General features: G+C 72.3%; 14 protein-coding genes and 1 riboswitch. Of the genes, 7 read left to right on the top strand and 7 right to left on the bottom strand.

Annotated elements, in window-relative coordinates:
• Window positions 1–85: 85 nt before the first annotated feature.
• A riboswitch (cyclic di-AMP (ydaO/yuaA leader) is annotated at window positions 86–232 on the top strand.
• 11 nt (window positions 233–243) lie between these two features.
• Together AB0M70_RS38605 and AB0M70_RS38610 are read left to right on the top strand one after the other, a co-directional pair.
• Entirely contained in the window at window positions 244–1,329 is a 1,086-nt protein-coding gene (locus AB0M70_RS38605; protein WP_365827878.1) for a M23 family metallopeptidase, read from the top strand.
• Between the two features lie 171 nt (window positions 1,330–1,500).
• Complete coding sequence (locus tag AB0M70_RS38610; RefSeq protein WP_365827880.1) at window positions 1,501–2,445, top strand: aldo/keto reductase; 945 nt, start codon at window positions 1,501–1,503, stop codon at window positions 2,443–2,445.
• Here AB0M70_RS38610 and AB0M70_RS38615 read toward each other — a convergent pair.
• From AB0M70_RS38615 to AB0M70_RS38630, 4 genes are all read right to left on the bottom strand, one after another.
• On the bottom strand, window positions 2,442–3,803 hold the full coding sequence (locus AB0M70_RS38615; RefSeq protein WP_365827882.1) for a PrsW family glutamic-type intramembrane protease: 1,362 nt from the start codon (window positions 3,801–3,803) through the stop codon (window positions 2,442–2,444). The genes AB0M70_RS38610 and AB0M70_RS38615 overlap by 4 nt on opposite strands.
• A 107-nt stretch (window positions 3,804–3,910) precedes the next feature.
• Window positions 3,911–4,702, bottom strand: a complete 792-nt coding sequence (gene trmB, locus AB0M70_RS38620; RefSeq protein WP_365827884.1) for a tRNA (guanosine(46)-N7)-methyltransferase TrmB — start codon at window positions 4,700–4,702, stop codon at window positions 3,911–3,913.
• Between the two features lie 214 nt (window positions 4,703–4,916).
• Entirely contained in the window at window positions 4,917–6,119 is a 1,203-nt protein-coding gene (gene lhgO / locus AB0M70_RS38625; RefSeq protein WP_365827886.1) for an L-2-hydroxyglutarate oxidase, read from the bottom strand.
• Window positions 6,120–6,262: 143 nt separating this feature from the next.
• On the bottom strand, window positions 6,263–7,720 hold the full coding sequence (locus AB0M70_RS38630; protein WP_365827888.1) for an MFS transporter: 1,458 nt from the start codon (window positions 7,718–7,720) through the stop codon (window positions 6,263–6,265).
• A 701-nt stretch (window positions 7,721–8,421) separates the two neighbouring features.
• On the opposite strand from AB0M70_RS38630, the gene AB0M70_RS38635 reads away from it, so the two are divergent.
• Both AB0M70_RS38635 and AB0M70_RS38640 read left to right on the top strand, forming a co-directional pair.
• A complete protein-coding gene (locus tag AB0M70_RS38635) occupies window positions 8,422–10,524 on the top strand; it encodes an asparagine synthase-related protein (RefSeq protein ID WP_365827890.1) in 2,103 nt (700 codons plus the stop codon).
• Window positions 10,525–10,605: 81 nt separating this feature from the next.
• The gene (locus tag AB0M70_RS38640) at window positions 10,606–13,911 is read left to right on the top strand and encodes a BTAD domain-containing putative transcriptional regulator (RefSeq protein ID WP_365827892.1); all 3,306 of its coding nucleotides are present in this window, start codon (window positions 10,606–10,608) and stop codon (window positions 13,909–13,911) included.
• 12 nt (window positions 13,912–13,923) lie between these two features.
• On the opposite strand, the gene AB0M70_RS38645 is transcribed toward AB0M70_RS38640, so the two are convergent.
• Both AB0M70_RS38645 and AB0M70_RS38650 read right to left on the bottom strand, forming a co-directional pair.
• Window positions 13,924–15,825, bottom strand: a complete 1,902-nt coding sequence (locus tag AB0M70_RS38645) for a sigma-70 family RNA polymerase sigma factor (RefSeq protein WP_365827894.1) — start codon at window positions 15,823–15,825, stop codon at window positions 13,924–13,926.
• A 213-nt stretch (window positions 15,826–16,038) separates the two neighbouring features.
• Entirely contained in the window at window positions 16,039–16,812 is a 774-nt protein-coding gene (locus tag AB0M70_RS38650; RefSeq protein WP_365827896.1) for a helix-turn-helix domain-containing protein, read from the bottom strand.
• 374 nt (window positions 16,813–17,186) lie between these two features.
• Between AB0M70_RS38650 and AB0M70_RS38655 the strand changes: the two genes are divergently transcribed.
• Window positions 17,187–18,545, top strand: a complete 1,359-nt coding sequence (locus tag AB0M70_RS38655; RefSeq protein WP_365827898.1) for an NAD(P)/FAD-dependent oxidoreductase — start codon at window positions 17,187–17,189, stop codon at window positions 18,543–18,545.
• Window positions 18,546–18,687: 142 nt separating this feature from the next.
• Window positions 18,688–20,361 (top strand): SpoIIE family protein phosphatase, encoded by a 1,674-nt coding sequence (locus AB0M70_RS38660; RefSeq protein ID WP_365827900.1) that lies wholly within the window; start codon window positions 18,688–18,690, stop codon window positions 20,359–20,361.
• A 3-nt stretch (window positions 20,362–20,364) separates the two neighbouring features.
• On the opposite strand, the gene AB0M70_RS38665 is transcribed toward AB0M70_RS38660, so the two are convergent.
• Window positions 20,365–21,642 (bottom strand): MFS transporter, encoded by a 1,278-nt coding sequence (locus tag AB0M70_RS38665; protein ID WP_365827902.1) that lies wholly within the window; start codon window positions 21,640–21,642, stop codon window positions 20,365–20,367.
• A gap of 122 nt (window positions 21,643–21,764) precedes the next feature.
• On the opposite strand from AB0M70_RS38665, the gene AB0M70_RS38670 reads away from it, so the two are divergent.
• Complete coding sequence (locus AB0M70_RS38670; RefSeq protein WP_363210067.1) at window positions 21,765–22,313, top strand: MarR family transcriptional regulator; 549 nt, start codon at window positions 21,765–21,767, stop codon at window positions 22,311–22,313.
• Window positions 22,314–22,735 lie beyond the last annotated feature (422 nt).

Here is a 22,735-nt window from a genome sequence, read left to right on the forward strand (position 1 = left end):
TCGGAACAGCTTGGAATACCGGCCTGCTGTCTATTAACGTTCGATAACGCAGCGCGGTCGTCCCAGCCGTCACTCGAGTCGGCTCCGCGCGCACGCGCCTAATCCCGAAAGGGAGCCGGGGAACCACTAATTGGGGTGAATCGGGCATCTGTGCATCCGTGCCAGATGTTCGTAGGAGACCTTCCTGCTCCGAACCCGTCAGCTAACCCGGTAGGCGAGAAGGAAGGAAAGGAGTGCGCCCCAGTGGCGTCCAACCGCCCTGCCCCCCAAGGCGTTTACGTACCGAATGACGACGATTTCGGTGGGTACGACGACAATTCCTGGGAGGAATGGAACCCCACCGAGGAGTCCATCCGTCCCGTCCGCGGCAGGCACCGCGTGCACAAGCGGGGTGGTGGCGGGCTCGCCCGCAGCTCCACGGTTCTCGGCGTAGGCGTCATCGCCGCCGTCGGCGCGGGCGGCATCGCCACCGCGCAGGACGGCAAGCCCCCGGTCTCCATCGCGATGCCGGACCTCTCGGCCGTCACGGACTCGCTGCCGGAGGCCAAGTCGCTTCCGGGCGTGGGGTCCTTGATAGCCGACGACTCGGCCGACGCGGGTTCCGCGGACAACGGCGTGGTGACCGCCGCCGCGCCCCTCAGCGCCGCCGGCCTCAGCGCCGCCGACACCGAGCAGGGCACCACGGACGCGGGCGAGGCACTGCGGGCCCGCATCATGGAGCAGGCAGAGAACCAGCAGGACCAGGCGGACGACGCGGTCCAGAAGGCCGCCGAGGAAGCCGCCGTCAAGCAGGCCGCCGAACAGGCCGCCGCCAAGCAGTCCGCGGCCGAGAAGAAGATCGCCGCCGAGAAGGCCGCCGCGAAGAAGAAGGCCGAGGCCGAGGCCAAGAAGAAGGCCGAGGCCGAGCGCCTGGCCAAGCTCGCGAAGAGCTACACCCTGCCCGTCGCCTCGTACACCCTCACCGGCACCTTCGGTCAGCCCGGCTCCATGTGGTCCTCCGGCTACCACACCGGCCTGGACTTCGCGGCTCCCACGGGCACGCCCATCAAGGCCGTCCACTCCGGCACCATCAAGGAGGCCGGCTGGGCGGGGGCGTACGGCTACCGCACGGTCCTCGAACTCGACGACGGCACCGAGGTGTGGTTCTGCCACCAGTCCTCGATGAACGTCAGCGCAGGCCAGAAGGTCACCACCGGCGAGACCATCGGCCGCGTCGGAGCCACCGGCAACGTCACCGGCGCGCACCTCCACATGGAGGTCCACCCGGGCGGCGACTCCACCGGGGTCGACCCGGCGGCGTGGCTGCGCGGCAAGGGCCAGTCGATCTGAGGCGCCGGTCCATCTGAGGCACCAGTCCATATGAGCAACCCCGGAACCCCGGCGGTCCTGGCGACAACCCCCCGACGTCAGGGCTGCCGGTTCGGCGTGCGCGGCCCCACCCGATGGAACGCACGTCCCCTTGCGCGGAATGCCGCGGTCCACGAGGGCGTTGATCTCCTCATGACTTCTCTCCGCAAGCTTGGCTCGTCCGACCTCGAGGTCTTCCCGCTCGCCCTGGGCGGCAACGTCTTCGGCTGGACGGCCGACGAGGCGCAGTCCTTCGACGTGCTGGACGCCTACACCGCCGCCGGCGGCAACTTCATCGACACCGCCGACGTCTACTCGGCCTGGGTGCCGGGCAACAAGGGCGGCGAGTCCGAGACCGTCCTCGGCAACTGGTTCGCCGCGCGCGGCAACCGCTCCGACGTCGTGCTCGCCACCAAGGTCGGCGCCCACCCCGACTTCAAGGGCCTGTCCGCGCACACCATCAAGGCCGGTGCCGAGGAGTCGCTGCGCCGCCTGCGCACCGATTACATCGACCTCTACTACACGCACTACGACGACCCGACCGTCCCGGTCGAGGAGGTCATCGCCGCGCTCGACGACCTCGTGACGTCCGGCAAGGTGCGCGCCATCGCCGCGTCCAACGTGACCCCCGAGCGGCTCCAGGAGTTCCTGGACTTCTCCGACCGCGAGGGCCTCGCCCGCTACTCGGTCCTTCAGCCGCACTACAACCTCCTCTCGCGCGACACGTACGAGGGCCAGCTGGAGCAGGTCGCCTCGCGCTCGGGCCTGGCCGCCGTCCCGTACTACGCGCTCGCCTCCGGCTTCCTGACCGGCAAGTACCGCCCGGGTACGCGGGTCGACAGCGCGCGGGCCGAGGGCGCGGGCAAGCACCTGGAGACCGAGCGTGGCCGGCGGGTGCTCGCCGCGCTCGACGAGGTCGCCGAGTCCCGTGGCGCCGAGCTCGCGACGGTCGCCCTCGCGTGGCTGGCGGCCCAGCCGACGGTGGCGGCGCCGATCGCGTCGGCCCGTACGGTCGAGCAGCTGCCCGCGCTGCTCGCGGTGGGCGAGCTCGAACTGACGGACGCCGAGGTGTCGACGCTGACGGCGGCTTCGGCCTAACCCCGGTAGGGGTTGTACGCCGGGTAGGGCATCGCAGGCTGGGCGTACGGGTGTCCGTAGGGGTGCGGCGGCTGCGCGTAGGGCTGCTGGGTCGCGTAGGGCTGGGCGTACGGCTGTGGGTAGGGCCGGCGGTGTCCGTACCCGTACGGCGGCGGCATCGGTACGAGCACGGGTGCCGTCGCGCGGGCCGCGTAGGCGAGGGCGGGGCGCGCTGCCTCGCGGCGCTCCCACAGCGCGTGCAGCAACTCCCGCTCCCGTGCGACGAAGTCGGCGCCCGCCTTGCCCCGGCGTCCTCGGTGGCGCAGGAGCGCGAGAGACGTCGCGTACGCCTCGTACTGGGCGACCGCGCGGGCCGCGGCCTTGCCCTGGGTGTACGAGGCGTAGTCGCGGGCGAGGGTGCGGGCGCGCATCGTGCCGAGCGCGTACGGCTCGGGAGCGGTGAGCCAGCCCGCGATCGCGTACGCGGGCAGTTCCGCGCGCACGACGCGCAGGGCGCGCTGCCTGGTCCAGATCGCCAGCCAGGTGAGCAGGCCGAACGCGGGCAGCATGAACGTCGCGTACACGGCGAAGAAGCCGTAGTCGCCGAAGCTGGCCGAGCCGTTCCACAGGGCGTGCAGGCCCATCGCGAGGAGCAGCCCGGCGATCGGGAGCAGGACGCGCCGCCAGTTCTGCCGGTCGGCGCCGAGCGCGGCGACGCCGAAGCCGATTCCGGTGAGCACGGTGAACAGCGGGTGCGCGAAGGGCGACATCACGACGCGCACGAAGAAGGTCGCCGCCGTCACGGACGCGATGCCGGTCTCGCCGTTGAGCTGGTCGGTGCCGAAGGCGCTGCCGAGATAGAGGATGTTCTCGGTGAACGCGAAGCCGGTGGCGGTCACGCCGGCGATCACGACGCCGTCGACGATGCCGGTGAACTCGCGTCTGCGGAAGAGGAAGACGAGCAGCACGGCCACGGCTTTCGCGCTCTCCTCGACGATCGGGGCTATGACCGTCGCGCCGAGGGTGTCCGCGCTGGTGGGGTCGGCGGTGGCGGTGGCTATCCAGCGGGTCGCGAAGCTGTTCGCGACGATGGCTATGAGGGCGGCGGCGCAGGCGCCCCAGGCGAAGGCGAAGATCAGGTTCCGCCAGGGGCCCGGCTGGACGCGCTGCAGCCAGCGGAAGGCGGTCACCAGGAGCGGCACGGGCAGCGTCGCGAGACCGAGCCCGACCAGGAAGCCCTGGGTGCCGGTCTGCTCCCTGACCAGGGCCAGGATCACCAGGCCCGACAGGGCGAGCAGCGTGACCAGGGCGGCCGCGCGTATCGCCCGCCGCTGCCACCAGCGCGCGTGCCGCAGCCCGGCGGGCCCTGCGGGGGGCATCGGGGGGTGAGGGTGCGCTGAACGGGTGGCCACTCGTTGACCCTAACGAGGGACGGGGGTGGGCCGCGACGGTGTCTCGGTGCGCGTGGCCCGTATCTCAGTCCGCCTCAGTCGCAGGGGGTGCCTGTTCTGCGGAACAGGAGGTCGTGGACGACGTGGCCCTTGTCCAGGCCCTGGCCCTCGAAGCGGGTGAGGGGACGGAAGGCGGGGCGGGGCGCGTATCCGCCGTCGGCCTCGGTGTTCTCGAACGCGGGGTGCGCGGTGAGCACTTCCAGCATCTGCTCGGCGTACGGCTCCCAGTCGGTCGCGCAGTGCAGCACGGCGCCGGGCTTGAGGCGGGGCGCGGCGAGGTCGAGGAAGTCGGGCTGGATGATGCGGCGCTTGTGGTGGCGGGCCTTGGGCCAGGGGTCGGGGAAGTAGACGCGCAGGCCGTCGAGGGAGGCGGGCGGGAGCATCTCGCGGAGCAGGATGACGGCGTCGCCGTTCGCGACGCGGACGTTGTCCAGGTTGTTCCGCTCGGCGAGGCCGAGGAGGTTTCCCTGGCCCGGGGTGTGTACGTCGACGGCGAGGATGCCGGTGTGCGGGTCGTCGGCGGCCATCTGGGCGGTGGCCTCGCCCATGCCGAAGCCGATCTCCAGGACGACGGCGCTCTTGCCCTCGAACATCGTGGCGAGGTCGAGGACGCGCTGTCCGTCGATGTCCAGGCCCCACTTGGGCCACAGCCGCTGGAGCGCGTCCGCTTGGCTTGTGGTGACGCGGCTCCGCCGGGGCTGGAAGCTGCGGATGCGGCGCTCGAAGTGTGACCCCGCGGGGTCCGGGGCGGGACCGTCCGGGAAACGGGGCTCGCCCTTCGGGCGGGGAGGGCGGGGGCTGCTGGGGGAGGGGGCTGACTCAGACACAGTGGGGGGATTTTATCTTCCCCAACCCCGCCCCTTCCCGGCTGTGACATCCGCGGCTCCGCCGCGGGTCGCTCGGCGCGAGGGCCCTCCTCGAACGCCGGAGGGGCTGAAAGATTCAGCCCGGCCGGCGTTTGAGGCCATCTTGTACGGGGTCTGGGGCGGAGCCCCGGTTTCGGGAAGGGGCGGGATTGGGGAGAGCCCCGCAGGGAACGCCCTACAGAACCGCCAGCACCCGCCGAGCCACAGCCCTCCCGATAGGGAGAGAAGCCGTCGCCGCAGGTGAGGGCGCATTGAGGACGTGCACCGCCCGCACCCCCTCCCGGATGAGGAAGTCGTCCACCAGCGTCCCGTCACGCAAGACGGCCTGCGCCCGCACCCCCGCCGCCACCGGCACAAGATCATCCGAGGTCACCGCGGGCAGCAGCCTCCGTACGGCCGTGGTGAACGCCTCCTTGGAGAGGGAGCGCCGAAGCTCCCCGGCCCCATACCGCCAGTGCCGCCCGGCGAGGCGCCAGGACCCCGGCCAGCTCAGCGTCCCCGCCAGCTCCCGTGGCCGCACCACACCCCATCCGTACCCCTCACGGGCCAGCGCCGGCACCGCGTTGGGCCCCACATGGACCCCGCCTCCGATGCCCCGCGTCAGATGCACCCCGAGGAAGGGGAAGGCAGGGTCCGGCACCGGATAGACCAGGCCCCGCACAAGATCGGGCCGCGCCAGGTCGAAGTACTCCCCGCGGAAGGGGACGATCCGCATCCCGGGGTCGTCGCCGGCCAGCATGGCCACCTGGTCGCACTGCAGTCCCGCGCAGTTGACCAGGACCTTTCCCCGCACCACGGAGCCGTCGGCCGTGCGGACGGCCACCCCGAGCGACGCGCGGCGGTCGATGCGGACGACCTCCGCGCCGAACCGGACATCGGCCCCGGAGGCGTCCGCGAGGTGCTCCGCCACCGCGCCGTAGTCACAGATCCCCGTGCTGCCGACCTGGATCGCGGCGAGGCCCCGCACCTCCGGTTCGTACTCCGCGATCTGGGCGGGGCCCAGCTCCCGCACCGGAATGCCGTTCTCCCGGCCGCGCTGGACGAGGGCGTGCAGGCGGGGCAGCTCGGAGCGCTCCGTGGCGACGATGAGCTTGCCGGTGACCTCGTGCGCGATGCCGTACTCCGCGCAGAACTTGACCATCTCGGCGGCGCCCCGCACCGCGTACCGCGCCTTCAGGGAGCCGGGGCGGTAGTAGATCCCGCTGTGGATCACCCCGCTGTTGCGTCCCGTCTGGTGCCTGGCGGGGCCCGCTTCCTTCTCCAGGACGGTGACCCGCGTCCCCGGCGCGGCACGCGTGATGGCATACGCCGTCGACAGACCGACGATCCCGCCGCCGATCACCAGCACATCGCAGTCGTACGCCACGGCCCGGACCATCCCGCATCACCTCCCACCCCGATAGTGCACTGCGCCACTGACAACGCCCTCAAACCCGGCGAGGTCCGCGGGGTTACAGGGCGCGTAAATGCTGTCGCCGTCCCGGCGGCGCACGGATACCGAGGGTGCACGGGCACGGCGGACTACGCGGGGGCCATGAGCAGCGGCCTGGCGCGCTCCCGCAGCTCCACCACCCGCGGCTCGTCCCCGTACGGCTCCAGGCGGTGCAGGAGGTCCTTGACGTACTCCGTGGTCCGCGCGGACGAGATGCGCCCGGCGACCTCCAGGGCGCGTGTGCCCTGCTCGCAGGCCGCGTCCAGATTCCCCGACTCCAGCTCGGCGACCGCCGACACCACGAGCCGCAGGCCGTGCGAGCGCACGAACTCCTCCGTCGGCCGCGAGAGCGCCTGCTCCGTGAAGCGCCGCACCTGGCGGGGTGCCTTCAGGTCGCGATAGCACTCGGCGGCGTCCGCCGCGAAGCGGTCGTATCCGTAGAAACCGAGCCAGGACGGGTCGTTGTCGCCGTCCCGGGCCCGCTCCAGCCATCCCTCGGCGGCCCGGAGGGCGGCTCCGGCCGCCTGCGCGTCGTTGGCGCGCGCGTGTGCGCGTGCCTCGACGAGGCGGAAGAAGCTCATCGTGCGCGCGGTGGCCAGACCGCGGTTGCGCTCCAGGGCCGCCTGCGCGAGGTCGACGCCCTCGTCGCCGAAGCCGCGGTAGGTGGCCTGGAGGGACATGGAGGCCAGGACGTACCCCCCTAAGGGGACGTCGGCCGCCGCGCGGGCCAGGCGCAGGGCCTGGATGTAGTACCGCTGGGCTGCCTCCTGCTGGCCGGTGTCGAAGGCCATCCACCCGGCGAGCCGGGTCAGCTCGGCCGACGCCCCGAAGAGCGAGCGGCCCACCTCGTCGGAGTACGAGCCGAGCAGCAGGGGCGCCGCCTCGACCCGCAGGCACTCCGGAACCATCGACGAACGCCAGTCCCCGCCGCCGTACTTGGAGTCCCAGCGCCGGGCGTCCTCGGCGGCCTCGCGCAGCTTCACCACGTCGCTGTGGCCGACCTTCATCGGATGCCCGCTGTTCGCGCCGTCCTCGGCGTGGCCCAGCTCGCGGGGCTCGTCCAGGACGACGTCGCGGGCGACCGAGCTGTCGGCCGGGGTTATCAGCCAGCGGGAGGCCGGTGTCGCGTACGCGCTCACCGCGAAGGAGCCGGCGAGCGACTGCCAGATGCCGCCGCTGCCCGCGCGCCTGCCCGCCAGATCGAGGCGGTAGAGCTCGGTCGCCGACTTCACCGCGGCGCCCACGTCGCGCGGGAAGGCCAGGCCCACCTCAGGCGCCGGATCGGCGTCCGCGAGCCCGATCTCGTGCAGCGGGACGGGGCGGCCGAGCTTCTGTCCGATGGCCGCGGCGATGAGGTGCGGCGCGGCGCCCTGCGGCACCATGCCCTTGGACACCCACCGGGCCACCGACGTCTTGTCGTATCGAAGCGTCAACCCGCGTTGGGCGCCGAGGTCGTTGACCCGGCGCGCGAGTCCCGCATTGCTGATTCCCGCGAGGGCGAGAACGGTGCCGAGTTTTTCGTTCGGCCCGCGTTGCTCCCTGGACATGCGCCACCCCTCGACACAGACGGCTGCCGTGCGATGGCTTGACCGCGACGGCATTCGTGCTGCGTTCCCCCAGGGGCAGCGGCGTCCGCGACTACGACCGCCGTGGCCCGGAACCTCGGCCGCAAGAGCATTTGGCCGAGCCCCCAGGTATATGCCTCCGCGAAAACATCAGCACACACAGCGTAGTTCGCCGAATCCCAAGCGTTAAGAGGCGCAGTTCCGTATGGCGAGATTGTTGCCGGTAGGGGAGCGGGGGAGTGCCGGGGTGTGCTCCGGGTGTGTGGCCGTGCGCCTGCGTGTGCGCTCTTCACCGGCCATAAGGGGAGCGCTTCCATTGTCGGTGCGTGGGTCGGCCCGCTGCGCTGGAGTCAGTGGGCTGGGGGACACCGCCGCCTCCATCCCCGCGGGCGGCGGACCGGTCCGGGGGGCGAACGCCGCCTCCCGGACTGTGTGGTGCCGATGACGGTTCCGCCGCGCGCCTGCCAACCCCTGATTTGGCCGAAAATCGCCTCTTCGGACGCCGGGGTCGTGCGCCCCGGCGCAAAGAATGCGCCGTGGTCGCGCCTTTCAAGTACCGCTCCCTCGCGGCAGATTAACGGGAGCGTGGGCGACCCCGTAGCCACTCCCGCGCGCCTCCTTCGTGGCAGCATGGGACCCCAGTTCTTCGATGCACTGGTTGTCCACAGCCTGTGGAGGCAACGATGCGGTGGTTGGTGGGGTGGAGCAGCACTGCCGTGAAGCCTGCGGTGGTGGGCTCGGCCGGGGCCACCGGCGAGAACGGCGAGACCGTTCATCCCGTGGGCTCCCAACTTCTGTGGGGCGACCCGGACCCGTTGTGGGCGGTGGGTGACTGGCGCGCCGACGAGGTGCGCACGGTGCAGGCGGACGCACAGACCCGCATCGCGGTCCTCGGCACCTGCGGGGCGAGCGACGAGGAACTCAGGGTCGGCCTCTTCGCCGCCCGGGGCGGCGCCCTGCGGCACCTGACCGCGTGGTCGGGGAGCTACACCGCGGTCGTGCAGGTCGGACGGCGCGTCATGATCGCGGGTGACCTCGCGGGCGCGCGCCCTGTCTTCTACACCCCGTGGGCCGAGGGCACGGCCTTCGCGACGGCCGCGCTGCCGCTCGCCGACCTCATCGAGGCGCACCTGGACATCGGTCACCTCGCGGCGCTCCTCGCGGCGCCCGACGTGCCGGAAGCACTGCAGGACTCGACGCCCTACCAGGGCGTGCGCCGTGTGCCACCGGGGCACGCCCTGATCCTGCGCGCCGGCAGCCGGGAGATCGCCGGGTACGAACACGTGGCGTCCCTCGCGGTGGCCGCGCCCGCGGCCGACGCCACCGCGGCGGTGGACGGCGTCCGTGACGCGCTCGTGGAGGCGGTGCGCGCCCGCCTCGGCGCCCCGCGGCACGTCCCCGGAGCCTCGGAGGTCGACCCGGGGCCGGTGCCCGGCATGGGCCCCGCCGAGCGGCGCGCGGCGCGTGGGATGCCGGTGCCCGGCATCGGCGCCGACCTCTCCGGAGGGCCCGCTTCCGGCACGCTCGCACTGCTTGCCGCGGGGCTTCCGGGGATGCCCGGCACGGTCCTCGGCCATGGCACGGGCGCGGGGGAACGGCTCCTCGCGGTCACCTTCAACGACCTCGCGATCACCGGCCGTGAGGCCGAGCTGGAGCGGGCGGGCGCCATCGCGGCCAACCCCCGCCTGCACCACGTGGTGGTCGCCGCCGGTGAAGAGGCCCTCCCGTACGCGGACTTGGACGGCCCTCTGACGGACGAGCCGAGCGCCACCCTCGTCACGGCACAGCGCCACCGCGCGCGGCTCTCCTCGGGCAGCGCGGACCACTTCACGGGGTACGGCGCACGGCAGGTGCTCGACGCGCATCCGGCCCGCCTCGCCGACCTCCTGATGGACCGCAGGCGGCGCCATCTGGTGCGCCCCGTCGCCGCGTTGGCGAAGGCGGACGGCTCCGGCGGCGGCTCCGTGATGGTCCCCGCGCGCGTGTACGGCGCCGCGCGCAAGCTCGCCCGGATGTCCTACCGCGCGGGCGTCGACTCGCTCGCCGAGCGTCTCCTTCAGCGCCGGTTCGACGAGCCGGGCGGGGCGGTGGGTGCGTCCCTCGCCGCGCTCGCGTGGGCGAGACCAGGGCCCGCCGCGCGGTGGCTGACGGGCGAGGCCCTCGCTGAAGTATCGGTTCGCCTCCAGGACACGACCGGACGCCCCGGCGCAGGACCCGGCCAGCGGCCCGGGGAGTTCCGGGCCCGCGCGGCGCTCGCCCGGCACGCGGCCGACCTGCGCGTCCTCGAACAGGCCGCCGAGGTCCGCTTCCAGCGGCTGCACGCGCCGTTCCTGGACAACCAGGTGGTGCGGGCCTGCCGCGCGCTCCCCGTGGCCCTGCGGGTCCAGCCGGGGGCGCGGGCGGCGATCCTGCGCACCGTCCTCGAAGGCGCCGGGGTGGCCGAACTGCCGCCCGGCTGGGGCGCTCCGTCCCACGCGTCGTCCACGGCGGCGGCGCGGACGGGCCTGCGGGTGGCGGTGGACGACCTCCTCGCCCTCTTCGACACCCCCCTGCTCGCACAGGCGGGCCTGGTGGAGGCCCGCGTCGTCCGCAAGGCGCTGCGCGCGGCGGCAGAGGGAGAACCGCTGCCGCTGGACGGCCTGGCCGACCTGGTCTCCACGGAGCTGTGGCTGCGCCGCCTGCTGTCCCGCAGGGGCACGTGCTGGACGGGTACACCCGCACGGCAGAGGGCTGTCCCCACGGGGAGTGTCGTGCCGCAGCGGGGGGCCTTGGGGGCGGGGCGCTAGCCGGAGCAGTACCGGGGAGCGGCTCGCCAAGGGAGGGAAAACCCTCGCGCCTCGAACCGCACTACCGGCGAGAATGACCCCGTGCGGTACAGAATCCTGGGCGCCACCGAGGCGTACGACGAACAAGGAGCGCCCCTGCCCGTGGGGGGCCGAAGGCTGCGCGCGCTCCTTGCCGCCCTCGCGCTCCGCACCGACCGCACGGTCCCCGTAGAAGCCCTCATCGCCGAGGTATGGGCCGAGGACGAGCCGCCCACGGACGCCCCGGCCGCCCTCCAGGCCCTCGTCGGCCGCCTCCGACGCGCGCTGGGCAGGACCGCCATCGCCTCGGACCCCGGCGGCTACCGCCTCACCGCCGCTCCCGAAGACGTCGACCTGCACTGCTTCGAACGCCTGGTGAGCGAGGGACGTGCGGCCCTCGGCCGGCACGACCCGGCGGCAGCCGCCGACCTCCTCGGCGAGGCGCTCACCCTGTGGCGGGGTCCCGCCCTCGCCGACCTGCCCGACCGCAGCGCGGCCGCCCGCCCCGAAGCGCTGCTCGCCGACGCGACCCGCGCGCGCGTGGAGGCGCGGCTGCTCCTGGGCCACGCCTCCGACGTCGTACCGGAGCTGAAGGAGCTCATCGCCGCCCAGCCGTACGACGAGACGCTGCACGCCCTCCTGATCCGCGCCCTGCGCGCCGCGGGCCGGGGTGCCGACGCCCTGGCCGCGTACGAGAACGCGCGCCGCACGCTCGCCGACGCCCTCGGGGCCGATCCGGGCCCGGAACTGCGAGCTCTCCACGCGGAGTTGCTGGACCCGGAGGGGGGCTCGGCGGACACCGTGGCTCCTGGCGGACGCCCGGAGGCCCCGAAGAGCCCGGAGAGCCCAGAGAGCCCGGGGAACCTGCGGAGCCCGGCGGAACCGGAGCATCCGCAGGGCCCCGATCGCCCTCAGCGCCCCCAGCGAAAAGGCAACCTCCGCCCCCGTCTGACCTCTTTCGTCGGGCGGGAACCCGAACTCGCCGCCATCCGTTCTGACATGCGACGAGCACGTCTGGTCACCCTCACCGGACCGGGCGGCTCCGGCAAGACCCGCCTCGCCGAGGAAGCCGCCGCCGGGCATCCGCAGGCATGGCTGGCCGAGCTCGCCCCGCTCGACCATCCGGAGGCGGTGCCCGGCGCTGTCGTCAGCGCGCTCGGTCTGCGCGAGACCGTGCTGATGACCAGCGAGCTCTCCGCGCTGCCGCAGGGCGACCCGACCGCCCTGCTCATCGAGTACTGCGCCCCGCGCAGCCTGCTCCTGCTCCTTGACAACTGCGAGCACGTCATCGGCGCCGCCGCCGACCTCGCCCAGACCCTCCTCACGCGCTGCCCGGACCTCACCGTCGTCGCCACCAGCCGTGAACCCCTGGGTGTGCCCGGCGAGTTCGTCCGCCCGGTCGAGCCTCTGCCGCCCGACCCGGCGCACCGCCTCTTCACCGAGCGCGCCATGGCCGTGCGCCCCGACTTCGCCCCGGAGGACGACACCGAGGCCGTCGCCGAGATCTGCCGCCGTCTCGACGGCCTGCCGCTGGCCATCGAGCTGGCCGCGGCCCGCCTGCGGCTGCTCACGCCACGGCAGATCGCCGACCGGCTCGACGACCGCTTCCGTCTCCTCACCAGCGGCAGCCGCACGGTCCTGCCGCGCCAGCAGACCCTGCGGGCCGTCGTCGACTGGTCCTGGGATCTCCTCGAGGAGTCCGAGCGGACGGTTCTGCGCGAGGTGTCCGTCTTCGCGGGCGGCTGGGACCTCGCGGCCGCGGAGGCGGTCTGCACCGGGCCCGCCGCCGACCTCATCGGCGCCCTGGTGGACAAGTCGCTGCTCATCGCCGAGCCCACGGCCAAGGGCGACATGCGCTATCGCATGCTGGAGACCATCCACGAGTACGCGACCGAGCGGGCCGCCGAGTGCCCGGAGCTCCGCGCGGCCGCGGCCCGCCGGCACACCGCGCACTTCCGCGCGCTGGTCGAACAGGCGGAACCCCTGCTCCGTTCGGCCGAGCAACTCCCGTGGATCCAGCGCCTGGAGACGGAGCTGGACAACCTGCGCGCGGCCTTGCAGCGCACCATCGAGTCGCGCGAGGAGGACGAAGCCCTGGCGATCGTCCTGGGCATCGGCTGGTTCTGGTGGCTGCGCAACTACCGCGGGGAAGCCATGGAATGGGTGACCCGCCTCCTGGCCCTCGCACCGCCGCTGCCGTCCGAAAGCCCCGAAGGCGGGCCGCAGGACGAATCCCGCCACTGGTCCTGGATGAGCCTGCGCCTGCTCCACATCTTCCTGGAGGTGGACTACAGCCCGTCGGACGCCATGGCCGAGGAGAGCTACCGCGCGTACGTCGCTCAGGTGCGGGAGGCCTTCGCGCGGCCGGTGCCCGCGGCGGCCCGCTTCCCCGGCCTCATCTGGCCGTTCACCACCTTCTTTCTCGAGGGCTCCGACGCCGCGCGGCCCGCCATGGACTCCGTTGTCGCCAACTGCCGCAGATATGGCGGCGACTGGGAGATCGGCGTCAGCCTGATGTTCCGTACGCACCTGGCCGTCGACGCCCCCGGCAATCTCCACGGAGTCGACGAGGACCTCGTCGAGCTGCGCGAGCTGGCCGCGCGCACGGGCGACCGCTGGATGCGCGCCCAGGTGTCCAGCGCGGCGGGCGAGGCCGCGATGGCGCGCAGCCTGCACGACGAGGCGCGCGTCGAGTACGACGAGGCGCTGCGGCTCGCCTACGAGGTGGGCGCCTACGCCGAGACGCCGTTCCTGCTGGTCCGGCTCGCCGAGATCGCGTACCGCGAAGGTGACCGCGCGCTGGCGGTGAAGATCCTGGACGAGGCGGGGATCGAGGCCGACCGCTATGGGGTGGTGGATTCCCGGGCCTTCATGCGTCTCCTCCAGTCGCTCATGGCGCTGGACGACGCTGACGTGCCCCGGGCCCGCGCCCTGTTCGAGGCGTCCCGGGACGAGGCGGCGCGGGGCACGCCGCCGCCGCAGTTCGGCGCGGCCCTGAAAGGCGTGGAAACCAGGATCGTGGCCGCCGAGTCCGGCCCGGAGCAGGCGTTGCCGCTGCTCGCGGAGGGCCTGCGGGACGCCCTCGACCACCGGTGCGCGGAGGTGGTCGTCGCCGGCCTGGTGGACGGCGGGGCCACTCTGGTCAGCCGGCTCGGCGATCACCCGCGCGCGGCCCGCCTGCTCGCCTTCGGCACCCGGCTGCGGGGCGGGCACCCACGCCCGATGCCGGAACGCGCCGAGGCCGATCAGACCAGGGCCGCGGCCCTGGCGGCGATCGGCCCCGAGCGGTACGAGGCGGAGTCCGCCGCGGGCACGGGACTCACCGCGGACCAGGCGCTCGCGGAACTGACCCGCGCGGCGCCGGCCTGACCCGCCCGCGGTCTACGTACAGCGGAAGCGCGACTGTGCCCAGTCCGCGAGCGCTGCCGAGTAGAACGGCGAGTGCGGCTCGACGACCAGGCGGATCGTCTTGCGGCCGGTCAGGTTCACCTGCACCGGCACCGCCGGGTCCCCGCCCTCGATCAGCGGCGACTTCCACAGCCGTGTGCCGTCGCCGAAGACCGAGAACCGCACCTTGCCGAGGCCCATCGTCATGTCGTCGACGCCCACGACCGCCTCGTACGAGGAGCATGTGCGGTTCAGGTCGATGGTGACGGAGGACTGGCCGTGGACGGTCACGCCGTGGCCGTACTGCTTGTCGGCGATGGACATGCCGGAACGCTGCCAGACCCAGCTGCTCTCGCCGAGCCGCATCTCGGGCTTGGTGCCGTCACCGACGATGCCGTACTGCAGCTCGCTCCACTGGTAGACCGCGGGCGGCGGCGGAGGGGGAGGCGGTGGCTTGGGCTTCGGCTCCGACGGCGTGGGAGTCGGCGTGGGCTTCGGCTCCGGGGCCGGGGGCTCGGGCTTCGCAGGCGTCGGGGCCGGCTTCGGCTCGGGAGCGGACTTCGCCGGAGGCTTCGGCTTCGGTTTCGGCTTCGCTTCGGCGACCGGCTGGTCGGGCTGCGGCTTTGGCTTCGGTTTCGGGGGCGGTGGCTCGCTCGGCGCGACGGGCTCGACGGCCTGCGGCTTGTCGGAGCTCGGCAGGTCCTTCGGCTTGTCCCCGCCCGCGGTGAGGGCGAGCGCCACGGCCGCCGCCGCGACGATCACACCCGCGGCGATACCGGCCTTCGCGGGCGCGCCGAGCCCCTCGGCCGCGGCCCCGCCGCCCGCCGCGCCACCGGACGAGCCGCCGCCCGCCGCTGCCGCGCCCGCCGCACCGGCGCCCGCGGCACCCGCGGCGCCACCGCCGACGAGGGCGGCCACCTTCGCGTACCCGGCGGCGCCGAACCAGCCGATGACCGCGATCGGCACGACCCCGGGAATACCGCTGGCGACTTCCTTGATCTGGCCCGCGGCCAGGCGGCACTTGGCGCACTCCTCCAGGTGCTTGCGCAGACCGCGCTCGGCCCGGGTGCGCAGACTGCCGCGTGCGTAGGCGCCGAGCCGGTCGGCATACCGGGCGCACTCCTCGTCGGCGGTGAGCGTGGTGCTCACGTGCGCCTGGAGGTACGCCTCCTTGAGGCCCTCGCGCGCCCGCTTGGCGAGCACCCGGGTGCCGTTGGCGTCCAGCCCGAAGAGCGTGGCGACGTCACTCGGGGACTCGTCCTCGACCTCCGTGTGCCACAGCACGGCCTGCCAGCGCTCCGGCAGGCTGCGGAACGCCTGCATGGCCATGGACTGCTCGGCCTCGTGCATCGCGCGCACGTCCGCGCCCAGGTCGAGCGTGTCGTCGTCGGAGACCTCGGAGCCGCGCGCGGCCTGCGCGGCGAACACCGCGAAGTCCTCGACCAGTTGCTCCCGTTTCGCGGACTTCGTCCATCCGGCCGCGACGCGGCGCACCGTGGTGAGCAGATAGGCGCGCACCGCGTGCTCGGGGCCGCTGCCGCCGCGGACCGCCTGCAGCATCCGCGCGAAGACCTCGGCCGTGAGGTCGTCGGCGGTGTGCGCGTCACGGCAGCAGGTGCGGGCGTACCTGCGGACGGCTTCGGCGTGCCTGCGGTACAGCTCCTCGTACGCGGTGTCGTCGCCGGCCCGCATCCGGGTGATCAGGTCGCTGTCGGCCGGCGGGCCTTCGCCCCGGAGGCCTTCGCGCTGCGGTGGAACGCTCGGATCGGTGTCGCCGGAACCACCGGGGCCACCGGCGGCCGCGGGCCCGCCTTGGTTCGGCACCTGTCGGGGAGGCAGCCCTGCGGCTTCCCCGTCCAAGGCGGAGGACGACTCGTCCCGCCCGTCACCACTCATCGCGGAAGCCCCCGCTTGCACACTCGGACCCGACCATCCGGGAAAGAGTGCCACAACGTTCCGCCACGGCGGACGGCGATGACGGTCAACCACCCTTCCGGGGTGACTTACCGCAATCGAGCACTACGGTTCACTCGTTCGGGGAAGACTCAACCACCTTGTGCAGAGCGGTAGTTGAGCCTTCCGCGTGACGAACCCGTGCAGACCCTGTGGTCAGGCCGTGGGGCGCGAGCGCAGCCCTTCCAGCAGGATGTCGAGCAGCCGCGAGGACGCCGCCGCCTGCTGTGCCGCGTCCGGCAGCGTGGGCGCCGCCGTCGCTATCACCAGGAGCACGTCCGACACGGTCACGTCCGCGCGCAGCTCGCCCGCCGTACGTGCCCGCTCCACCAGACGCCCGACGACGTCCAGGAGCGCGATCGCCCCGGGGTCGTCGGCCGCCGACTCCTCGGCCGGGGCCGAGCGCTGCTCGACGAGCCGCAGCTCGGGACCGGCCGGAGCCGCCTGCCGCTGCTGCGGCACGCGCGCCTCGTCGTCCCGTACCCCCGCGACCTCGTCCGCGACGCCCACCCGCAGCACCTGCGGCGGCAGGAGGCGCCCCGCGCCCGACGCGACGGACGTCCGCAGGAAGCGCGAGAGCGCCGACCACGGTTCGTCCTCCTGCCCGAGCGCCGAACGCGCCTGGTCGGTCAGCCGGGAGGTCTCCTCCTCGGCTATGCGCCGCACCAGCACGTCCTTGCTGGGGAAGCGGCGGTAGACCGTGCCGACGCCGACCCGTGCACGCCGGGCCACGTCTTCCATCGGCGCGCCGTAACCCAGCTCGCCGAAGACCTCGCGCGCCGCGCGAAGCACGTGCTCGAGATTGCGCTGTGCGTCCACCCGCAGCGGCGTCGAACGCGGCCCGTCCCCCATGTCGCGTCCGTTCCCGCTGGTGGCGACGGCTGATGCCGACGCCGTGCTCGAAGTCCAGTGAGATTCCTGAATATGCATACGCGTTCCCCCGGTAATGACGTCTCCCCCCGGAGACACTCCCCGCCATTGACTAACCGGAGTGTGAGGAGCATGCCCGGACCCGAGCCCCGTAGCCCGACCCGACGAGCGCATCCCCCGACACCCCGACGACACACGAACATAGTTGAGCCAGAGTCAATTCAGAAGAGGCGGGTTCCGCACGGACCGCCCCCCGATCGGAGTACGCACCGATTCCGACCCGATTGCACCCCCGTGTCATTCCCCGCTTTCCCCCGCTGACCTGCGCACCTTTCCCACGCGCCGCCAAAGCCCCGACGGCGCGTCGCGCACGATGACCGGTCACACAAATTGTCGAGCCTGTGGACAAACTCAAGAGCTGGGTGCGTCATGGGATGGTGAAGGAACCTGTGCGCATTCTCGTTGTGGGCGGCGGATACGTCGGCATGTACACCGCGCTGCGCCTCCAGCGGAAGCTGAAGCCGGAGCTGAAGCGGGGCGAAGCGGAGATCGTGGTGGTGACGCCCGATCCCTATATGACCTATCAGCCGTTCCTGCCCGAAGCCGCGGCCGGCTCCATCTCGCCGCGCCACGTCGTGGTCCCGCTCCGCCGCGTCCTCGACAGATGCCGCATCGTCATCGGCCAGGTCGAGTCGGTCGACCACGCCGAGCGCACGGCCTCCTTCACCACGCTCGCCACCGCGGACGAGGGCTCGGGCGCCGTCGAGATCACGTACGACGAGATCGTCCTGGCCCCCGGCTCCATCTCGCGCACCCTGCCCGTTCCCGGCCTGGCCGAGCACGGCGTCGGCTTCAAGACCGTCGAAGAGGCCATCGGCCTGCGCAACCACGTCATCGAACAGATGGACATCGCCTCGTCGACACGCGACCCCGCGGTCCGCGACGCGGCCCTCACCTTCGTCTTCGTGGGCGGCGGCTACGCGGGCGTCGAGGCGCTCGGCGAGCTGGAGGACATGGCCCGCTACGCCACGCGGTACTACCACAACGTCAAGGCCGAGGACATGAAGTGGATCCTCGTCGAGGCCTCCGGGCGGGTCCTCCCCGAGGTCGGCGTGGAGATGGGCAAGTACACGGTCCGTGAGCTGCGGCGACGCAACATCGACGTACGCCTGGAGACCCGTCTCGACTCCTGCGAGGACCGGGTCGCCGTCCTGAGCGACGGTGCACGCTTCCCCACCCGTACGGTCGTGTGGACCGCGGGCGTCAAACCGCACCCGGTGCTCGCCGCGACCGACCTGCCGCTGAACGAACGCGGCCGCCTCGACTGCACCGCGCAGCTGACGGTGAACGGCGCCACGCACGCGTGGGGCGCGGGAGACGCGGCGGCCGTCCCCGATGTCACCGCGAAAGAGCCCGGCAAGGAGTGCGCCCCCAACGCCCAGCACGCGGTACGCCAGGCCAGGACGCTCGGCGACAACATCGCCGCCTCCCTGCGCGAACAGCCCCTCAAGGAGTACACGCACAAGTACGTGGGCTCCGTCGCGTCCCTGGGGCTGCACAAAGGCGTCGCACATGTCTACGGACGGAAGTTGAAGGGCTACCCTGCCTGGTTCATGCACCGCGTCTACCACCTGAGCCGCGTGCCCACCGTCAACCGCAAGTCCCGGGTGCTCGCCGAATGGACCCTGTCCGGCCTGTTCAAACGCGAGATCGTCTCCCTGGGGTCGCTCGAGCACCCGCGTGCGGAATTCGAACTCGCGGCCGGGGGCAGAAGCCCGAAGGAGTCCTCCTGACCGGAGGCAGGAACTCCCCGCACGACACCGGCGTCTGACGGATGTCAGTCCGGTCGGCCAGACTGTTCGTGTGACCATGGGCGGGCCAGGACCGCCGGAAATCCCCGCCCGATCCAGAAGCGACATCACGAGGCCTACCGCAGTGAACTTCACGCGCTGGAGCGCCCGGCTCCCCGGAACGCAGCGCCGCGCCGCGGCGCGCACCGACCTGGGGATCTCCCCGCCACAGCGAGCAGAGAGCTCGGTCCCCGCGGCGCGCGTCGAGGGAGGCCCGGAAGGCACCACCCTCACCCCCGCCGCCGCGGGCGTCGACGAACTGCCGACCCGTGAGGTGCTCGACCGCATTCCGGCCCTCGTCGCCCTGGTGCACGGCCCCGACCACCGCATCGCGTACGTCAACGGCGCGTACGCCGGCGCGTTCGGCGAGCGCCCCGTGGGCGAGCCCGCCCGCGAGGCGCTGCCCGAGCTGGAGGAGCTCGGCCTGCTGCCCCTCCTGGATCAGGTCCTGCGCAGCTCCAAGCCGCGCACGGTCAAGTCCCGCAAGGCGGCGAGCGGCCGGTCGTACACCTTCACCTGCACCCCGGTGACGCTCTCCGTGAGCGGCTCCGACACCGGCCTCAAGGACGACGGCGTCCTCGTCTTCGCGGCCGACGTCACCGACCACGCGGAGGCCGCCGAGCGGCTGCGGGCCAGCGAGCGCTCCCAGCGCGAGACCGCCGTAACCCTGCAACGCTCGCTCCTGCCCCAGGAGTTGGAGCAGCCGGACGACCTGCGTATCGCCGCCACGTACCAACCGGGCGGCACGGAGGCAGCGGTCGGCGGCGACTGGTACGACGTGATCACCCTCGGCGGCGGCCGCACCGCCCTGGTCATCGGCGACGTCATGGGCCGCGGTGTCCGCGCGGCGGCCGTCATGGGCCAGCTCCGCACGGCCGTGCGCGCGTACGCCCGCCTCGACCTGCCCCCGCACGAGGTCCTGCAGCTCCTGGACGGCCTCGCAGCGGAGATCGACGCCAGCCAGATCGCCACCATGGTCTACGCGGTGCACGACCCGAACGAAGGCAGCCTCGTGTACGCCTCCGCGGGGCACCTGCCGATCCTCGTGCGGGACGAGGGCGGCACGATCCACCGCGCGGAGGAGCCCACGGGACCGCCCCTCGGCACCGGCGGCTGGCTGCACACCTCGGGCTCGGTCCCCCTCGGCCCCGGCTCGACCGCCGTCCTCTACACGGACGGCCTGGTCGAGCGGCGCAGCGAGGACATCGACGAAGGCGTCGCGGCACTGGAGCGCGCCCTCGCGGGCGCCACCGGCACCCCCCAGGTGGTGTGCGACCGGCTGATCCGCGCCCTGGGCGTGACGGCCGACCACGACGACGACGTGGCGGTCCTCGTCCTCCAGCACCCGGCACGCACCGGCCTGAACGCCGAGCTGTTCCGCAACGCGGCACTGGAGTTGCTCGGTGGCGTGGAAGCGGCGCCACGCGCGCGTGCCTTCGCCACCGGCGTCCTCGCCAGCTGGCGCTTCCCGCCCGAACTGCACGACCTGGGAGTCCTCGCGGCCAGCGAACTGGTCGCCAACTCCCTCCAGCACGGCACGCCCCCGATGCGCCTGCGCCTGCGCCGCACGGACCGCCGCCTGATCATCGAGGTGACGGACGGCGACGACCACCTGCCCAGGCGCCGGCGCGCCGAGCCCGCGGACGAGGCGGGACGCGGCATCGCCATCGTCGCCACGATCGCCTCGAACTGGGGCTCACGGCGCACACCGGGCGGCGGCAAGGCGGTCTGGTGCGAATTCGCCCTGCCGCGCCCGTAGCGTCTAGGAGTTCGCCGGTACGGGCTCGGGGGCGCCCTGGGCCACCACCCGGCTCTTCGCCACGTACGGCTGGTTCTGCAGCGGGGTGAGCTGCCTGCCGAGCCGTACGGCCAGCACCGTGATGCCCAGCGAGAACAGCAGGAACGTCACGATGTACGGCCCGTGCAGCGCGGCCCCCATCGGACCGCCGACCGCGGGACCGACAGCGAGCGCCAGCTGCTTCACCAGGGCGAACGCCGAGTTGTACTGACCGACCATCCCGGCCGGCGCCAGATCGGCGACCAGCGGCGCGACGGTCGGCGACAGCATCGCCTCACCGAGCCCGAAGAGCGCGTACGTGGAGATGAACGCGGCGGTCGCCATGGCCTGGCTGCCATGCCCGAGCCCCGCGTACCCGGCCGCGATCCACGCGACGGCCCAGATCAGACCGACGGCGGCGATCACCCGCGACCGCTTGCGCCGCTCGACGAACTTCAGGACGGCGAACTGCGCGATGACGATCACGGCCGTGTTGGCGGCGAGCGCGATGCCCAGCGTCGACGGCGAGATCCCGGCCGCCTCCACGCCGTACGCGGAGAGACCCGACTCGAACTGGCCGTAGCAGGCGAAGAAGAGCACGAAGCCCAGCACGCACAGCTGCACCATCGCCTTGTGCCGGAGCAGCGTCCGCAGACCGCTCTGCGGCGCGGACCCGTCCTTCGGCACGGCGTCCTGGATGGACGGCGCGTGCGGAAGGCGCACGGTGACGACGATCGCCGCGAGCACCAGGAACATCACGGCCTCGATGGAGAACAGCGTGAGGAAGCTGCCCGGGTCGTGCTCGTCGACGATCTGGCCGCCGAAGAGGCCACCGATGCCGAGGCCCAGGTTCTGCAGGAAGAACTGCATCGCGAAGGCACGCGTGCGCGTGGTGGGCGTCGAGCACCAGACGATCATCGTGGCGAGCGCCGGCTGCATCACCGCGGTGCCCGCACCCAGGAGGGCCGCCGAGACGATCGCGGTCGGCTCACTGTTCGCGAAGCCCAGGGCGAGGGCGCCCACCGAAGCGGTCAGGGCGGCTCCCATGAGTACGGGGAGCGGGCCGCGACGGTCGATGACGCGCCCGGTGACGGGCAGGACGATCAGCGCGGCCATGGCAAAGGCGGCGAGCACGATGCCCGCCGTACTGGCCCCAAGATCCCGCACCTGCGCCACGTAGACGTAGAGGAACGGAACCGTGAACCCGACACCAAACGCGCTCAGCGCGCTGCCTACCTGAATACGACGCATCGCTGCGCCCATCGCCCTGGTCACTTTCACCTGCCTTAGGAGTTAGACGTGAAGACTTCGAAGCTAAAGTTAGAGTCTAAACAATACACACCGAAGAACTTCAACGCCAAGTAGGGGCGTGCCATACTGCGGCCATGGGTGACACTCCCGGCCCCAGTGAGCCGACACTCGAAGAGCAGATCGCCGCCTACCAGCGGGAGTTCCAGGACCTCGACCCCCAGGTCGAGGAGATCGTCTCGGCCCTCGGCCGCCTCAACCGGCGGATGAGCGTCGCCTACGGGCGACAGACCGCGACCCTCGGCATCAGCAACGCCGAGTGGGAGGTCCTCAAGGCCCTCGTCCTCTCCGGCGCCCCGTACCAAATGGGACCCGGCGAGCTCGCGAAGCGCCTCGGCCTCACGCCGGCCGCCATGACCCACCGCATCGACCGCATGGTGGCGGAGGGTCTGGTGACGCGGGACCGCGACGAGTCCAACCGCGTACGCGTGATCGTCGAGCTCACCGCGGAAGGCCGCGAGAAGTGGCTGGAGGCGATGCGCCTCGCGACGGTGTTCGAGGAGGACCTCCTCCAGGACCTGTCCCAGGAGGAGCGCGGCGCCCTCGGCGAAGTACTGACCCGTCTCCTGCGCAGGGTGGAGCACGCCCAGCCGGACGCCGGCGGCCGCCTCACCGACCTGGACTGAGCGCCCCACCACGGCGTTTGACAGTCACCCGCCGGATCCGTAAGGTTCTTCGGGTTGCCACGGAGCCGTAACGGTTCTGCGACAGCAACTCCCGCCGCTGAGACGCGGCAAAACAAACTCTGCACGACATCCCACCGGGAACGATTTCGGCATGCCCGAATTCAATTCCAGGACTCGATTATGAGTAACCGGGAAGAACCGCTAGAGTTTGAGACGTCGGAACGGCCCAACAGCCGGGAAGACAAAGCCCGCTGACTGGGAATCAGGCCCGAAAGGATCTGGTAGAGTCGGACTCGCCGGAAAGGGAAACGCGAAAGCCGAAAGGCAGGAGCGGGAACCGGAAAGGCACCGAGGAAATCGGACACGAAAGAGTCTGATAGAGTCGGAAACGCAAGACAGCGAAACACAGCAAAACAAAATGA

The sequence above is a fragment of the Streptomyces sp. NPDC051214 genome (genome assembly GCF_040682375.1).
Taxonomy (GTDB): Bacteria; Actinomycetota; Actinomycetes; order Streptomycetales; family Streptomycetaceae; genus Streptomyces.

Coding starts and splice junctions, on each gene's coding strand:
- lhgO (WP_365827886.1), bottom strand. CDS start 6,119: ATGGTCCGGGCCGTGGCGTACGACTGCGATGTGCTGGTGATCGGCGGC.
- AB0M70_RS38665 (WP_365827902.1), bottom strand. CDS start 21,642: ATGGGCGCAGCGATGCGTCGTATTCAGGTAGGCAGCGCGCTGAGCGCG.
- AB0M70_RS38635 (WP_365827890.1), top strand. CDS start 8,422: ATGCGGTGGTTGGTGGGGTGGAGCAGCACTGCCGTGAAGCCTGCGGTG.
- AB0M70_RS38655 (WP_365827898.1), top strand. CDS start 17,187: ATGGTGAAGGAACCTGTGCGCATTCTCGTTGTGGGCGGCGGATACGTC.
- AB0M70_RS38645 (WP_365827894.1), bottom strand. CDS start 15,825: ATGAGTGGTGACGGGCGGGACGAGTCGTCCTCCGCCTTGGACGGGGAA.
- AB0M70_RS38630 (WP_365827888.1), bottom strand. CDS start 7,720: ATGTCCAGGGAGCAACGCGGGCCGAACGAAAAACTCGGCACCGTTCTC.
- AB0M70_RS38615 (WP_365827882.1), bottom strand. CDS start 3,803: ATGCCCCCCGCAGGGCCCGCCGGGCTGCGGCACGCGCGCTGGTGGCAG.
- AB0M70_RS38670 (WP_363210067.1), top strand. CDS start 21,765: ATGGGTGACACTCCCGGCCCCAGTGAGCCGACACTCGAAGAGCAGATC.
- AB0M70_RS38650 (WP_365827896.1), bottom strand. CDS start 16,812: ATGCATATTCAGGAATCTCACTGGACTTCGAGCACGGCGTCGGCATCA.
- AB0M70_RS38610 (WP_365827880.1), top strand. CDS start 1,501: ATGACTTCTCTCCGCAAGCTTGGCTCGTCCGACCTCGAGGTCTTCCCG.